Here is a 13352-nt window from a genome sequence, read left to right on the forward strand (position 1 = left end):
ATGCGCGCCGGGCGCTTCTCTAATGTTTTCCGGGTGCCCAAGCTTTCCGTGATCGTGCCCTTCCGCGACGTCCGGCAATATGCCCCGGACGCGCTCAGAAGTCTGCGCGCGAATGCCCGCCCGGATTTCGAGTTCGTTCTGGTCGACGACGGTTCGGTGGACGACACCCCGGATGTCGTGGAGCGGGCCGCCGAGGAACTGTCCGGCGTCGCGCGGGTGCGGTTCCTCCGCCGGGAGCGCCCCGGCGGGATCGCCGCCGCGCGCAACGCCGGGCTGGACGCGGCGGAGGGCGAGTACCTGACCTTCCTGGACGGCGACGACTGGTACGCGCCCGGGTACCTGCCCCGGCTGGTCGCGGCGGCGGAGGGGCTGGGCTGCGACTTCCTGCGCACGGACCACGTCCGGGTCACCGGGCGCGCCCGGACCGTGCGCCGGGTGCCGGTGGGCCTCCGGGACGAGGTGCTGGACCCGCGCGAGGTGATCCTGCCCGCCGACCGGGCGACCGCCGTGGACTACCCGCAGGCGTGGGCCGGTGTCTACCACCGGCGGTTGCTGGAGCGGGGGTTGCTGCACTTCCCGGACGGGCTGCGCACGGCGGAGGACCGGCCGTGGATCTGGCGGCTGCACCGGGGGGCGGAGTCGTTCGCCGTGGTGGGCCTGCTGGGCGTGTTCTACCGGAAGGGCGTCGCCTCCTCCCTCACCCGCGTCGGGGACGAACGGCAGTTGGACTTCGTGCCGGCCTTCGACCGGGTGGTGGCGGAGACGGCGGCGGACCGGGACGCGCACCGGCTGCTGCCGAAGGCGGTGCGGACGTACTGCGCGGTGATCGACCGTCATCTGGCCGAACGGGACAAGTTCGAGCCGGCGGTGGCCGCGCGGTTGAGGGCGGTGTGCGGGGACGCGCTGCGGCGGCTGCCGAGCGCCGTGCTGGACGAGGCGCTGGACTCGATGGACGCGGGGCGGGCGGCGCGGCTGCGACGGCTGCGGAGGGCGCCGCTGCGTGCGGGGAGGGGGGTCGCGTGAAGGCGGCGCGCACGCAGATCTTCTGCGCGACGAGTCCCTCGGCGGTGGTGCTGATGGCCGCCGCGATCGAGGCGGGGCTGCTGCCCGATGCGGGGCGGCGGGTGCTGCTGGTGTGCGACGACGCGCCGGTCCCGGAGGCGGCCCCGCCGTGGGACGAGGTGCCGGGATTCCTACGGCTGCGGGCCCGCTTCGACGCGGTGCTGTCCTGGAACGAGGCGATACGGCCCTTCCACCCGGCGGCCTGGACACCCCGCACGGAGGACGTGCCGCTCCTCGAACGGCACCTCCGGCGGCTGTGGCGGCTCGGCGACGACCGGGTGGAGCTGATCCTCGGCGCCCCGGACACCCCGCCCGCGCAGGCGCTGGCCCGCGTGTTCACCGGCGCGCCCCTGCATGTGTGCGCGGGCGGACCGGCGGGCTACGGGCCCACGCGCGGGAAGCTGGACCCGCTCGTCGGCACGCGGGTGCGGCAGGTGCTGCACCTGGACCTGATACCGGGTCTGACGCCGTTGCTCCTGGCCGAGTTCGGGGTGCCGGCGCGGGTGATCCCGACGGACGCCTACCGTGCGGTGGCGGGTGAGGTCGCCTCGGCCGTGACGGGGGTGCCGGAGGGGGCGGCGCTGGTGGTCGGGGAGCGCTCCTCGACGGATGCGCCGCACGCGGAGATGGTGCGGACGGCGGCCGGACGCGGTCACAGCCACGTGGTGTTCGCACCCCACCCCGCCTGCCCGTCCCGCCACACGGCCGATCCGCGGACGGAGGCGGAACGCCTGGGGGTGGACCTCACGGTCCCGGACACGCCCGTCCCGGTGGAGGCGCTGTACGAGGCGTCCCGCCCGGCGCTGGTCGTCGGCCGCGCGTCGGCGGCCCTGTTCACGGCGTCCGCCCTGTACGGCCTCCCGGTCGCCCGGGTCGGCACGGAGGGCCTGCTGGACCGGCTGACGCCGTATCACCATCCGCAGCGGGTCGCCCTGGTGCTGGCGGAGGCGGTGCGGGACGGGGCCGTGGATCTGCCCGGTCTGCTGAGCACCCTCGCGTTCACCGTGCGGCCCCAGGTGCACCCCGCGCTGCGGACCGACGCCGAGCGGTATCTCGCGGCGGGGGCGTGGGACCGACGGTGGTTCCCGCGCAGACGGCTCACCGCGCTGGGGCTGCCCGGGGGTGTGCCGCGTCAGCTGGCGTTCCTGCCGCGGAGCCGGGTGGCCCGGCGGGTGGTGCGAAGAGCGCGGGCCATGAAGGGGTGAGGACACCCGGCGGGGCGCTGTGTGCGACCGATGCCCCGGCCGCGGGTCGGCCGTAGGCCGTTGGCGGTCGGCCGTTGGCCGTTGGCCGAGGACTGTTCACCCCGTGTCCACCCGGGCGCCATCGGCGAACCGCCCCGCCGGGGCACATTCGCCGTCCGGGGCCGCGTGTCCCTCCGGCGCGCCCCGGCCGCCGCGCCCCGCCCCTTGCCCCCCCGTCCCCCGTCGTCTTCACCCGTCGCCCGAGAAAGAGGTCCAGGTGCCCAAGCTGTCCGTCGTCGTCCCGATGCACAACGTGGAGGCGTTCGCGGAGAGCACCCTGCGCGGTCTCGCCGCCAACGCGCACCCGGACGTCGAGTTCCTGATCGTCGACGACTGCTCCACGGACGCCACGCCCTGGATCATCGACCGGTGGGCGGAGAAGCTGCCGGGCGCGCGGGTGATCCGGCACGACACCAACCAGGGGATCGCGCAGGCGCGGAACTCAGGCATCGACGCGGCGGACGGTGAGTACGTGGCGTTCCTCGACGGCGACGACTGGTACGGGCCCGGCCATCTCGCCGCGCTGGTGCGGGCGATGGACGAGCTGGGCTGCGACTTCGCCCGCACCGACCACGTCCAGGTCACCGGGACGGAGAGGGTGATCAAACGGCCTCCGGCGGCGGTGCGGAACGCGGTGATGGACCCGCGTGAGGGGATCACGCCCGTCGACACGGAGACCATGGTCGACTACCCGTTCGTCTGGGCGGGCGTCTACCGCCGGCACCTCTTCGACGACGGCGGGATGCGCTTCGTCACGGAACTGCGCACCGCCGAGGACCGGTTGTGGATCTGGCGGCTGCACCTCACGGCGCGCAGCTACGCCTCCCTCGGGCTGCACGGCGTGTTCTACCGGCGGGGCGTCGCGACCTCCCTCACCCAGATCAAGGACTCCCGCCAGCTCGACTTCATCCCCGCGTACGACCTGCTGCTGCGGGACGTCCAGGACGACCCGGAGTGCGACCGCTTCCTCCTGAAGGCCGTCCGCACGTACTGCGCCATGATCGCCTTCCATCTCGGCAAGGCCGACGCGTACGAGCCGTCGGCGGCGCGGCGGCTGCGGCAGGAGGCGCGCGCGGCGCTGCTGCGGATGCCGCAGGACGCGCTGGAGGAGACCCTGGCCACCCTCGACAGCACCCGGAGCAGGCTGCTCGGCCGCCTGCGCGACGGGCGGAAGGCTGCCTGACCCATGCACCGCACGACCCAGATCTTCCAGGTCTCGACCCTCTACGGCGCCGCGACCCTGGCCGCGGCGCTGGACGCGGGCCTGTTCGGACCGGGCGGGGCGGCCCGCCGCATCCTGCTGGTCTCGCACAACGCCTCCGTGCCGGAGACCGCGCTGCGGCTGGACGAGATGCACGGCTGGGGGCCGCTCGCCGCGCGCTTCGACGAGGTGGTGAGCTGGAACGAGGCGATCAGCCCGTACCACCCGAGCGCCTGGGGGCCGCGCGGCTCCGACACGGTGCTGTGGCAGCGGGCGCTGCGGCTGCTGTGGGACATCGGCGAGGACGAACGGGTCGACCTGGCGGTCGAGTCCGTCCAGGCGAACCCGGCCCGCGCGCTGGTCGCGATCTTCTCCGAGGCGTCCGTCGACGTGTACGCGGACGGGCTGATGAGCTACGGCCCGACCCGGGAGAAGCTGCCCCTGACGCTCGGCCGGCGCGTCCGGCGGCTGCTGCACCTTGATCTCCTCCCTGGTCTACGCCCCTTGCTGCTGTCCGAGTACGGCGTGGAGCCGGTGGTGGTGCCGGACGGGGCGTTCCGCGCGGTGCTGGACGAGGTCGCCCGGGAGGCGGCGGACGATCCGCTCCTGGCGCCGGTGCGGGAGGAGGCGCCGACGGCCGTGCTGCTCGGGCAGTACCTGGCGGCGATCAACATCCTGAGCGCGGACGAGGAGGAGGACCTGCACGTCCGCATGCTCGCCGGGGCGGTGCGCGCCGGGCACCGCTCGCTCGTCTTCAAGCCCCATCCCACCGCCCCCGCGGGCTATTCGGCGGCCCTGCACAAGGCGGCGGCCGACGAGGGCGTACGGCTCACGGTGCTGGACGCTCCGCTGCTCGCGGAGACGCTGTACGAACACGTCCGGCCCGAGCTGGTCGTGGGCTGCTTCTCCACGGCGATGGTGACCGCGTCCGCGTACTACGGCGTGCCGGTGGCGCGGGTGGGGACGGAAATGGTCCTGGACCGGCTGCGGCCCTACCAGAACAGCAACCGCATCCCGCTGGCGCTGGTCGACCGTCTGGTGCCGGATCTGGAGCGGGACGAGACGCCGGCGGTGGTGGGGGCTGCGCCGGCGTCGCTGGGGGCGCTGGTGCGGGCGATGGGGTTCTGTATGCAGCCGCGGACGTACCCGGGGCTGCGGGGGGAGGCGGAGGAGTGGCTGCGGGGGTGTGTCGCGAGTAGCCCAGCGGGGTACTTTCCGGCCTTGCGCCTGGCCGAGTTGGGGTTGCCGGGCAGCAGCCCGGCGACCCGGGCGCGGGTGCGGGCGGCGCGGGCGAAGCGGAAGGTCGGGAGGGTGGTGCGGCGGGGCGGGGGGCGGTAGGCACGACGTCGGCTGCGGGCCGGTGGGGGCTTGTCGCGCAGTTCCCCGCGCCCCTTCAAGGGGTCGGCCGGCAGCCCACCCAGGGGCGCGGGGAACTGCGCGAACGGCGGCCTCGGACGCGTGACCCTCTCAGCCGGCCCGAGCCCGCTCACCCCCGCTCACCTCACCCCGTACCGCGTCTCGATCCCCGTGATGATCAGGGCGAGGCCCTCCTCGAAGTGGGCGTCGTAGTCGCCGAAGAAGGCGCGTCCCGCCTCCGCGGCCAGCGGATGGCCGGCCATCAGGCGGGCGCGCGCCTCCACGTCGAAGCCCTCCCTGCGTTCGCCCGGCACCGGCTCCACGCCCTGCTCCTCGGCGACGAAGCCGAGCGTGTAGAGGAACGTCGTCTGGAGCGCCCGGGCCGCCTGGACGAGGGTGAGGCCGGCCGACGTGAGCAGCCGCAGATTGTCCTCCTGCTGCTCCGCGTGCTCCAGGCCGGTGAACCGCGTGCCGCTGAACACCTTCGCGCCGTCGCGGTAGGCGAGCAGCGTCCGCCGCAGCACCCGGTTGCTCCTGAGCAGCCGCTCCTGCCAGGTGTCGTCGGGGCCGGGTTCGACCCCGTCGGTCATCCGGCGGAAGATCTCCGTCGCCATCTCGTCCAGCAGCGCCTGCTTGTCCTTGAAGTGCCAGTACAGGGCGGGCGCCTTGACGTCGAGCTCCTTGGCGATGGCGCGCAGGGTCAGCCTGTCGAGGCCGACCTCGTTCAGCAGCTTCAGCGCCGTGCCGGCGACCCGTCGGCGGTCCAGCGGCGCGCGTCGTTCCGTGCTCACGCTTGACAACTTAACACCGTTAGGGAGACGCTCGGGCCACGGGTCACTTAACGCTGTTAAGGAGACGGAATCATGAGCGACACCCATGTCCTGATCGTGGGCGCGGGGCCGACCGGCCTCACCCTCGGCATCGACCTCGCCCGGCGCGGGGTCCCGGCGCTGGTGGTGGAGCGGGAGGAGGGACTGTTCCCCGGATCGCGCGGCAAGGGCCTTCAGCCGCGCACCATGGAGGTCTTCGACGACCTCGGCGTGCTGGACGCCGTCCGCGCGGGCGGCGGCCGCTACCCGGTCGGCATGCTCTGGCGTGACGGCAAGCGGCTGGGCGAGCACCACCTGGCGCCCCCCGTGGAGCCCACCGAGGAGGCGCCGTACGAGGGGCTGATGATCCCGCAGTGGCGTACCCAGCGGATCCTGCGGGACCGCCTGGAGGAGCTGGGCGGCAAGATCGCCCACGGCCGTGAGCTCACGGACGTCACGCAGGACGAGGACGGCGTGACCGCCCACTTCGCCGCCGGGCCGCCGCTGCGCGCCCGGTACCTCGTCGCCGCGGACGGCGGACGGTCGGCCGTGCGCCGGGCGGTCGGCACCGGCATGACCGGCGAGGCGGTCGACCCGCTGCCGATGCTGGTGGCGGACGTGCGGGTGAGCGGCCTCGACCGGGACTGGTGGCACATGTTCCCGCCGGGCGAGGGCCGGGACGAGTTCCTCACCCTCTGCCCGCTCGCCGGCACGGACGACTTCCAGCTGGTCGCCCGGTTCACCGAGGACACCCGCGTGGACCTCTCCCCCGACGCCGTACGGCAGGTCGTGGCCGCCCGTACGCACCTTGCCGCCGAGGACGTCACCGAGGTCCTGTGGGCCTCCGACTTCCGGCCGCGCGCCGCGCTCGCCGACCGCTTCCGGGTGGGCCGGGTGTTCCTCGCGGGCGACGCGGCGCACGTGCACTCCCCGGCCGGCGGCCAGGGCCTCAACACCTCCGTGCAGGACGCCTACAACCTCGGCTGGAAGCTGGGCGCGGTGCTGACCGACGGCGCGGACCCGTCCCTCCTCGACAGCTACGAGGAGGAGCGGAGGGCGGTCGCCGCGGACATGCTCGGCCTGTCCACCCGCATCCACCGCGGCGAGGCCAAGCGCGGCGGGGCCACCCTGCAACTGGACCTCGGCTACCGGGACTCCACGCTCAGCGCGGAGACGCGCGCCGAACCGGGACCGGTGCGCGCGGGCGATCGCGCCCCGGACGGCCGGGTGGACGGCACGCGCCTCTTCGACGCCTGTCGCGGCCCGCACTGGACCCTGCTGGCACTGGGCACGGACGCCCCCGAACCGCCCACGGGCGTGCGGCTGCTGCGCGGCTCGTCCCACCGGACGTACGGCACGGGCCTGTTCCTGGTCCGCCCGGACGGCTACCTGGGCTGGACCGGCGACACCCCGGACGGGCTCGGCGCCTACCTGGCCCGCTTCGGGACGCGCTGACGGCGCGTCCGGGTGCACCGGGTCCGGAGTCTCCGGCCGAGGGGCGGAGGAGCGAGCCGACACCCTCGGGAATCGGCTCGCACGCCGCCGGGAGGACTGGCGTGGGGAGGGCGCGCCCCCGGAATGAACCGCCGGACAGGCCCTACGCGCTCGCCGTCGACAGCTTCGCCGCGAAGCCCAGGAACAGGGCGCCCGCCGCCGAGGTGGCGCCCGCCGACAGCCGGCGGCGACGGCGGAACGCGGCGGCGAGCCGGGTGCCGCCGAAGATCAGCGCGCTGAGGTAGAGCACGCTGGCGATCTGGGCCAGCGCGCCCAGCACCACGAAGGACAGCGCCGGATAGGCGTAGGCGGGGTCGACGAACTGCACGAAGAAGGCGATGAAGAACAGGATCGCCTTCGGGTTCAGCAGGCTGACGACCAGCGCCCGGCGGAACGGACGCTCACCCGGCGCGGCGGCCGGGGCGGTGTCCTCCGCGCTCTCCTCGCCGCGTCCGCGCCACATGCCCCACGCGGCGCGCAGCATCCCGACGGCCAGCCAGGCCAGATAGCCGGCGCCGGCGTACTTCACGATGCCGAACAGCACGGCGTTCGCCTGGAGCAGGGAGGCGACCCCGGCCGCCGACAGCGTCATCAGGACGGCGTCCCCGCACCACACGCCGGCGGCGGCGGTGTAGCCGGAGCGCACCCCGCGGCGGGCGGCGACGGAGAGGACGTACAGCGAGTTGGGGCCGGGCAGCAGGATGATCAGCACCAGGCCCGCAAGATAGGTGGGAAGGTCGACGACACCGAACATGGCAAGGAGTGTCGCACGCCGCGCGACACTCCTCGCCCCCGTCTCGACCTGCGAGAACGCCCGCCGGTGACGTCCTAGAAGGCGTCGCTCGGGACGTACGTGCCCCACACCTCGCGCAGGGCGTTGCAGACCTCGCCGACCGTGGCGCGGGCCTTGAGGGCGTCCTTCATCGGGTAGAGGACGTTGTCCTCGCCCTCGGCGGCCTTCTTCAGCGCCGCCAGCGCGGTGTCCACCGCCTCCTGGTCGCGCTCGGCGCGCAGCTTGGCGAGGCGCTCGGCCTGCTGGGCCTCGATGGCCGGGTCCACGCGGAGCGGCTCGTAGGGCTCCTCCTCGTCGAGCTGGAAGCGGTTGACGCCGACCACGACCCGCTCGCCGGAGTCCGTCTCCTGCGCGATGCGGTAGGCGGAGCGCTCGATCTCGTTCTTCTGGAAGCCGCGCTCGATCGCGTTGACCGCGCCGCCGAGGTCCTCGACCTTCTCCATCAGCTCCAGCGCGGCCGCCTCCACGTCGTCGGTCATCTTCTCGATGACGTAGGACCCGGCGAACGGGTCGACCGTGGCGGTCACATCGGTCTCGTACGCGAGGACCTGCTGGGTACGGAGGGCGAGCCGGGCGGACTTGTCCGTCGGCAGGGCGATCGCCTCGTCGAAGGAGTTGGTGTGCAGCGACTGCGTGCCGCCGAGGACCGCCGCGAGACCCTGCACGGCGACGCGGACCAGGTTCACCTCGGGCTGCTGGGCCGTCAGCTGCACCCCGGCCGTCTGCGTGTGGAAGCGCAGCATCAGCGACTTGGGGTTCTTCGCGCCGAACTCCTCCTTCATCACCCGCGCCCAGATCCTGCGGGCCGCACGGAACTTGGCGACCTCCTCCAGGATCGTCGTACGGGCCACGAAGAAGAACGACAGACGCGGCGCGAAGTCGTCGACGTCCATCCCGGCCGCGACCGCCGTGCGGACGTACTCGATGCCGTCGGCGAGGGTGAACGCGATCTCCTGCGCGGGCGAGGCGCCCGCCTCGGCCATGTGGTAGCCGGAGATCGAGATCGTGTTCCACTTCGGGATCTCGGCCTTGCAGTACTTGAAGATGTCCGCGATCAGCCGCAGCGACGGCTTCGGCGGGAAGATGTACGTGCCGCGGGCGATGTACTCCTTCAGCACGTCGTTCTGGATCGTGCCCGTCAGCTTGTCCGCGCTGACGCCCTGCTCCTCGGCGACGAGTTGGTACAGGAGCAGCAGCAGCGCGGCCGGGGCGTTGATCGTCATCGACGTCGACACCTTGTCCAGCGGGATCCCGCCGAACAGCACCCGCATGTCGTCGACCGAGTCGATCGCCACGCCCACCTTGCCGACCTCGCCGTGCGCGATCGGCGCGTCGGAGTCGTGGCCCATCTGCGTCGGCAGGTCGAACGCGACCGACAGACCCATCGTGCCGTTGGCGATCAGCTGCTTGTAGCGGGCGTTGGACTCCGTCGCCGTGCCGAAACCGGCGTACTGGCGCATCGTCCAGGGGCGGCCCGTGTACATCGTCGGGTACACGCCCCGCGTGAACGGGTACGAACCGGGCTCACCCAGCTTCTCGGCCGGGTCCCAGCCCTCGAGAGCCTCCGGCCCGTAGACCGGTTCGATGGGCAGTCCGGACTCCGACTCGCGCGCCATGATGTGCATGCCTCCCGCTGAGCAGCGTTGCTCGATCCGATCGCCGGTCACCCGTCAGTTACTCACCAGTACAGGCCGACCCTTCGACGGACTGTAGCGGTGTGCGTGCGGCCCGGTGGAGGGGCACACGCTGGGACCTTCCTCACAGCCTCCGTGGGACCCCGCTCACAGGCCTTTCCCCGGCGGCCGTCCCGTCCGGTCACTCCCCACCATGCCCCCTTGTTCCGCTCCGGTCACGTCCGGGGTAGAACCTGGGGTGACGGCCGGGCAGGTCCGGTGCGGCGGGACGACGGGGGGCTGCGGTGCGCGGGAGAGGCATGGGGAGGAAGGGCATAGGCGTCCTGGCGGTGCTGGGCGCGATGGCCGTGGGTGCGGCGGGGTGCACGGTGCAGCCGGCCGGGACGGACGGGAAGGGCGCGCCGCCGGTGCGGATCGAGGTGCCGTCGGGGACGCCGGAGGCGTCACGGGAGCCGGCGTCGCCGAGCCGGACGCCGGAGCCGCCCGCGAAGCCGTCGGTCACCCCTTCGAGCCGCCCGACGCCGGCGCGTGTGCTGTGGTCGCCGGGCGACAAAGGCCGGGACGTCCGTGAACTCCAGGCGCGGCTGCGGCAGATCGCCTGGATCTTCCACGGCCCCACCGGCACCTACGACGACCTGACGGCGGAGGCGGTCCGCGGCTTCCAGGGCAAGCGCGGTCTGCCGAAGACGGGCGTGACGGACACGGTGACCTGGCAGCGGCTGCTCGCGATGACGCGGGAGCCGGGCCGCTGGGACCTGTATCTGATGGGCGGCCAGGAGGCCGACGCGCCCGATCCGCGCTGCATGACCGGCCGGGTGATGTGCATCAGCAAGTCCAGCCGCACCCTGCGCTGGATGGTCGACGGCCGGACGGTGTCGACGATGCCGGTCCGCTTCGGCTCCGAGTACACACCGACCCGCGAGGGCGTCTTCCGCGTCTACTGGAAGTCCCGGCACCACGTCTCCACCCTGTACGACTCGCCGATGCCGTACGCCATGTTCTTCAGCGGCGGGCAGGCGGTGCACTACTCGGCCGACTTCGCCGCCCGGGGCTACGCGGGCGCCTCGCACGGCTGTGTGAACGTCCGCGACGAGGACGCGATCGCGCACCTGTACGAGCAGGTGGAGAACGGCGACAAGGTCGTCGTGCACTGGTGAGACCAGGCGAGACCTGAGGCAAGAGGGGCGCGGGCGGGACCGGGGGAACGTGTCCCGCCCGCGCCAGGTGCACGAGCCGCGGGTACGGGGGGAACCCCGGCTCAGTGCTACGGCCGATGACCAGTCGGCTCACTCAGTACTGCGCCGCAAGGGCCGGAAGTGTCACACCGGTCGGTACGTTCATGTGGACGCGGGGCGTTTTCGCAGTTCAGAGGGGTGTGGACGTCCGGGGTGTCCCGGGCCGCCCGCCGCCCTCCTAGTCCTGCTTGCCGTTCCCGTCGCCCTTGCCGTTTCCCTGGCTGTTCCCGTGGCCCTTGCCGTTTCCCTGGCTGTTCCCGTTGCCCTTGCCGTTGCCCTGGCCCTTGGAGGGGCGGTCGCCGGCGTCGGAGCCGCTGTTGCCGCGGCCGCTCCCGTTTCCGTTTCCGTCGCCCTTGCCGTTGTTGCCCTTGTCGCCCTTGTCGTCACCGCTGTCGTCGGTGTCGGAGCCGCCGGCGCCCTGGTCCGGGAGGGTGTTCTGCTGCTCGCCCTCGTCGCTGTCGAGACGGGTCTCGGCGTCGTGCGCGCCACCGCCGGCGCTCTTGTCGCCCTTGTCGCTCTTGTCGGCCGTGCCGTCCTTGGTGCCGGCGCCTTCCTCGGCGGTGACACCGCGGCAGTACGCGGCGACGCGGGAGGCGCCGCCGGCCGCCTCGTGCAGGGCGCGGCGGCGTTCGCCGTTCACCGGGCGGCCCTGCTGCCAGGACCGGCAGGCGGACACGACGAGCTTCCAGCGGGGGCCGTGGGCGGTCCTGCCGTCGCCGGACGCCGAGGAGTCGGGTGTGCGGCCGGGGTCCTCGCCGCCGTCACGGCCCCCGTCGACGGAGTCGCCGTGGTTCCGGCCGTCCGGGGTGGCGCCCTGTGCCGGCGGGGAGATCAGCGGGCGCTGGGGGTGCGTGGCCGTGGCGGCGCCCGCCGGACCCGAGCGGGAGTCGTCGAACGGCGTGCGCAGCAGCCCGGTGCCGGCGAGCACGGCGGTGCCGCCGACCATGCCCACGACCAGCGCGGCCGCCAGCACCAGCCGGGCGGGACGCGGCCCGCGCGCTCCGCCGGGCGTTCCGGTACGGCCGGTGCGCCGGGCGCCGAGACGGATCAGGCCGACGTCGGCGTCCCCGGGGCCGGTGGAGTGACCGGTGTGCGGGGCCGAGTCGGCCTGCCCTGCCCATGCGTCCCTGGACTTGCGGAAGGCGGCCAGCGCGGCCGCCTCCCCGGGAAGTCCGTCCTCGGCCGTCGGCGGGGGCGCGGAGAGCGCCCGCAGCACTCCGGCGAGCTGTTCGGCCTGGTCACCGGCGGGTGAACCGGCAGCCTGGGGCGGCTCACCGTTCAGCAGGCGCTCCGCCGCCTCCATGTCCAGCCACCTGTACCGCTCATCGGCCATCACAAGTCCTTCTGCGTCCGCGCTCGCAACTGCGTCACACTCGCGGACGTCACCGTACGACGGCGTGGTTCTCTTTGGGGTGGAAGGGCGTCGAGCACGCCTGCGGATTCCGGATGTCCGTCCGGATCGTCGCCGAGCAGTTCGGCGAGGCGGCGCAGGCCGCGGTGCGCGGCCGTCCGGACGGCGCCGGGGCGCTTGCCCAGGGTCTGTGCGGCCGTCTTGGCGTCGAGGCCGACGACCACGCGCAGGACGACGGCCTCGGCCTGGTCCTGCGGCAGCCGGGAGATCAGGCTGAAGGCGCCGTCGGTGGCGAGCGCCTCGATCGCCTCGCCGGCCGTGTCCGACTCGGCGGGGCGCCCGGTGAGCTCGGTCTCGTCGCCGCCTATGGCCGGGCGGCGGCCGCGCATGCGGATGTGGTCGAGGGCGCGGTTGCGGGCGATACGGGCGGCCCAGCCGCGGAAGCGGTCCGCGTCGCCGGAGAACCGCTCCAGGTCACGGGCTATCTGGAGCCAGGCCTCGGACGTGACGTCCTCCGCGTCGGGCTCGCCGACCAGTGTCCGGACGTACCCGAGCAGCCGCGGGTGCACGGCGCGGTACACAGTCCGGAACGCGGTCTCGTCCCCGTCCTGTGCCGCGCGCACCGCGGCGGTCAGCTCCGCGTCGTCCCCCAGCACGCGTGCGCCCTTCTGCGCCTGAACCGGCGCCGCTCTCGCGGACCGGGTTGCTCGCCGTCGTCATTGCTCAATCGGTCGTTGCGGACTCTAGGCCGCACACGGAGGTTGAGGTCGTTTGTCTCCCGCGGCCTGGCGCGAAAGGCACGTTACGACCTGAAACCGTTCCCCGTCCATGACCGTACAAGACGCAACTAACCCGTGACACGGGGCGTGTGACAGAAAACGCATGCACGGCGCTGTAGAAGATACGGGTCGCGCGCGGCCCGTACCGCGCGACGGCCGGGGCCTCTCCTGTGGGGGGTGGCGGCCCCGGCCGTCTCCGGGAAGACGGCAGCCGGCGAGCGCCGGGCGGGTAGTCCGGGGCTGAGCACGCCGTTCCCCGCGCCCCTGAAGCACCCGCCGCTGCGGCACCCCGCCGACGCCAGGTGCGGGTCGCACGTGGCTGAGCGCGCCGTTCCCCGCGCCCCTGAGGGTGCTTCCACCGCCGCCGCCGAAAGGCCCCGCTGCCGCAACCCGC

Annotated in this window: 11 protein-coding genes; 6 read left to right on the forward strand and 5 right to left on the reverse strand. The window is 73.5% G+C overall.

From position 1 onward, the window contains the following. Positions 1–33: 33 nt before the first annotated feature. The 4 genes from ACQY0Z_RS02730 (at position 34) to ACQY0Z_RS02745 (ending at position 4845) form a co-directional block, all read left to right on the forward strand. The gene (locus tag ACQY0Z_RS02730; protein ID WP_439811787.1) at positions 34–1023 is read left to right on the forward strand and encodes a glycosyltransferase family 2 protein; all 990 of its coding nucleotides are present in this window, start codon (positions 34–36) and stop codon (positions 1021–1023) included. Further along, positions 1020–2267 carry a polysialyltransferase family glycosyltransferase gene (locus ACQY0Z_RS02735; RefSeq protein WP_381726308.1) on the forward strand — a complete coding sequence of 416 codons (1248 nt, stop codon included), beginning with the start codon at positions 1020–1022 and terminating at the stop codon, positions 2265–2267. Before ACQY0Z_RS02730 ends, ACQY0Z_RS02735 begins: the two co-directional genes overlap by 4 nt. A gap of 256 nt (positions 2268–2523) precedes the next feature. Next, entirely contained in the window at positions 2524–3489 is a 966-nt protein-coding gene (locus ACQY0Z_RS02740; RefSeq protein WP_189898671.1) for a glycosyltransferase family 2 protein, read from the forward strand. 3 nt (positions 3490–3492) lie between these two features. Next, positions 3493–4845 (forward strand): polysialyltransferase family glycosyltransferase, encoded by a 1353-nt coding sequence (locus ACQY0Z_RS02745; protein WP_439811788.1) that lies wholly within the window; start codon positions 3493–3495, stop codon positions 4843–4845. Between the two features lie 158 nt (positions 4846–5003). Here ACQY0Z_RS02745 and ACQY0Z_RS02750 read toward each other — a convergent pair whose 3' ends face one another. Continuing rightward, complete coding sequence (locus ACQY0Z_RS02750) at positions 5004–5654, reverse strand: TetR/AcrR family transcriptional regulator C-terminal domain-containing protein (RefSeq protein ID WP_189898673.1); 651 nt, start codon at positions 5652–5654, stop codon at positions 5004–5006. A gap of 72 nt (positions 5655–5726) precedes the next feature. Between ACQY0Z_RS02750 and ACQY0Z_RS02755 the strand changes: the two genes are divergently transcribed. Continuing rightward, positions 5727–7127, forward strand: a complete 1401-nt coding sequence (locus tag ACQY0Z_RS02755; RefSeq protein WP_381730328.1) for an FAD-dependent oxidoreductase — start codon at positions 5727–5729, stop codon at positions 7125–7127. 142 nt (positions 7128–7269) lie between these two features. Here the strand turns inward: ACQY0Z_RS02755 and leuE are convergent, their stop codons facing one another. Further along, the gene (leuE, locus tag ACQY0Z_RS02760) at positions 7270–7920 is read right to left on the reverse strand and encodes a leucine efflux protein LeuE (protein ID WP_189898675.1); all 651 of its coding nucleotides are present in this window, start codon (positions 7918–7920) and stop codon (positions 7270–7272) included. Between the two features lie 74 nt (positions 7921–7994). Beyond that, entirely contained in the window at positions 7995–9575 is a 1581-nt protein-coding gene (locus ACQY0Z_RS02765) for a methylmalonyl-CoA mutase family protein (RefSeq protein WP_189898676.1), read from the reverse strand. A gap of 317 nt (positions 9576–9892) precedes the next feature. Here ACQY0Z_RS02765 and ACQY0Z_RS02770 point away from each other — a divergent pair, with 317 nt between their 5' ends. Next, complete coding sequence (locus tag ACQY0Z_RS02770) at positions 9893–10750, forward strand: L,D-transpeptidase family protein (RefSeq protein ID WP_254588411.1); 858 nt, start codon at positions 9893–9895, stop codon at positions 10748–10750. Between the two features lie 256 nt (positions 10751–11006). On the opposite strand, the gene ACQY0Z_RS02775 is transcribed toward ACQY0Z_RS02770, so the two are convergent. Together ACQY0Z_RS02775 and ACQY0Z_RS02780 are read right to left on the reverse strand one after the other, a co-directional pair. After that, a complete protein-coding gene (locus tag ACQY0Z_RS02775; RefSeq protein WP_439811789.1) occupies positions 11007–12161 on the reverse strand; it encodes a hypothetical protein in 1155 nt (384 codons plus the stop codon). Next, positions 12161–12835, reverse strand: coding sequence for an RNA polymerase sigma factor (locus tag ACQY0Z_RS02780; protein WP_019527827.1), 675 nt, complete (start codon positions 12833–12835; stop codon positions 12161–12163). Before ACQY0Z_RS02780 ends, ACQY0Z_RS02775 begins: the two co-directional genes overlap by 1 nt. Positions 12836–13352: the final 517 nt, after the last annotated feature.

The organism is Streptomyces sp. P9-2 (assembly GCF_051903975.1).
GTDB classification, from domain to species: Bacteria; Actinomycetota; Actinomycetes; order Streptomycetales; family Streptomycetaceae; genus Streptomyces; species Streptomyces cellulosae.

Excerpts from the sequence above, each read along its gene's own strand:
- leuE (WP_189898675.1), bottom strand. The coding sequence starts at position 7,920 with ATGTTCGGTGTCGTCGACCTTCCCACCTATCTTGCGGGCCTGGTGCTG.
- ACQY0Z_RS02775 (WP_439811789.1), bottom strand. The coding sequence starts at position 12,161 with ATGGCCGATGAGCGGTACAGGTGGCTGGACATGGAGGCGGCGGAGCGC.
- ACQY0Z_RS02770 (WP_254588411.1), top strand. The coding sequence starts at position 9,893 with ATGGGGAGGAAGGGCATAGGCGTCCTGGCGGTGCTGGGCGCGATGGCC.
- ACQY0Z_RS02765 (WP_189898676.1), bottom strand. The coding sequence starts at position 9,575 with ATGGCGCGCGAGTCGGAGTCCGGACTGCCCATCGAACCGGTCTACGGG.
- ACQY0Z_RS02755 (WP_381730328.1), top strand. The coding sequence starts at position 5,727 with ATGAGCGACACCCATGTCCTGATCGTGGGCGCGGGGCCGACCGGCCTC.
- ACQY0Z_RS02745 (WP_439811788.1), top strand. The coding sequence starts at position 3,493 with ATGCACCGCACGACCCAGATCTTCCAGGTCTCGACCCTCTACGGCGCC.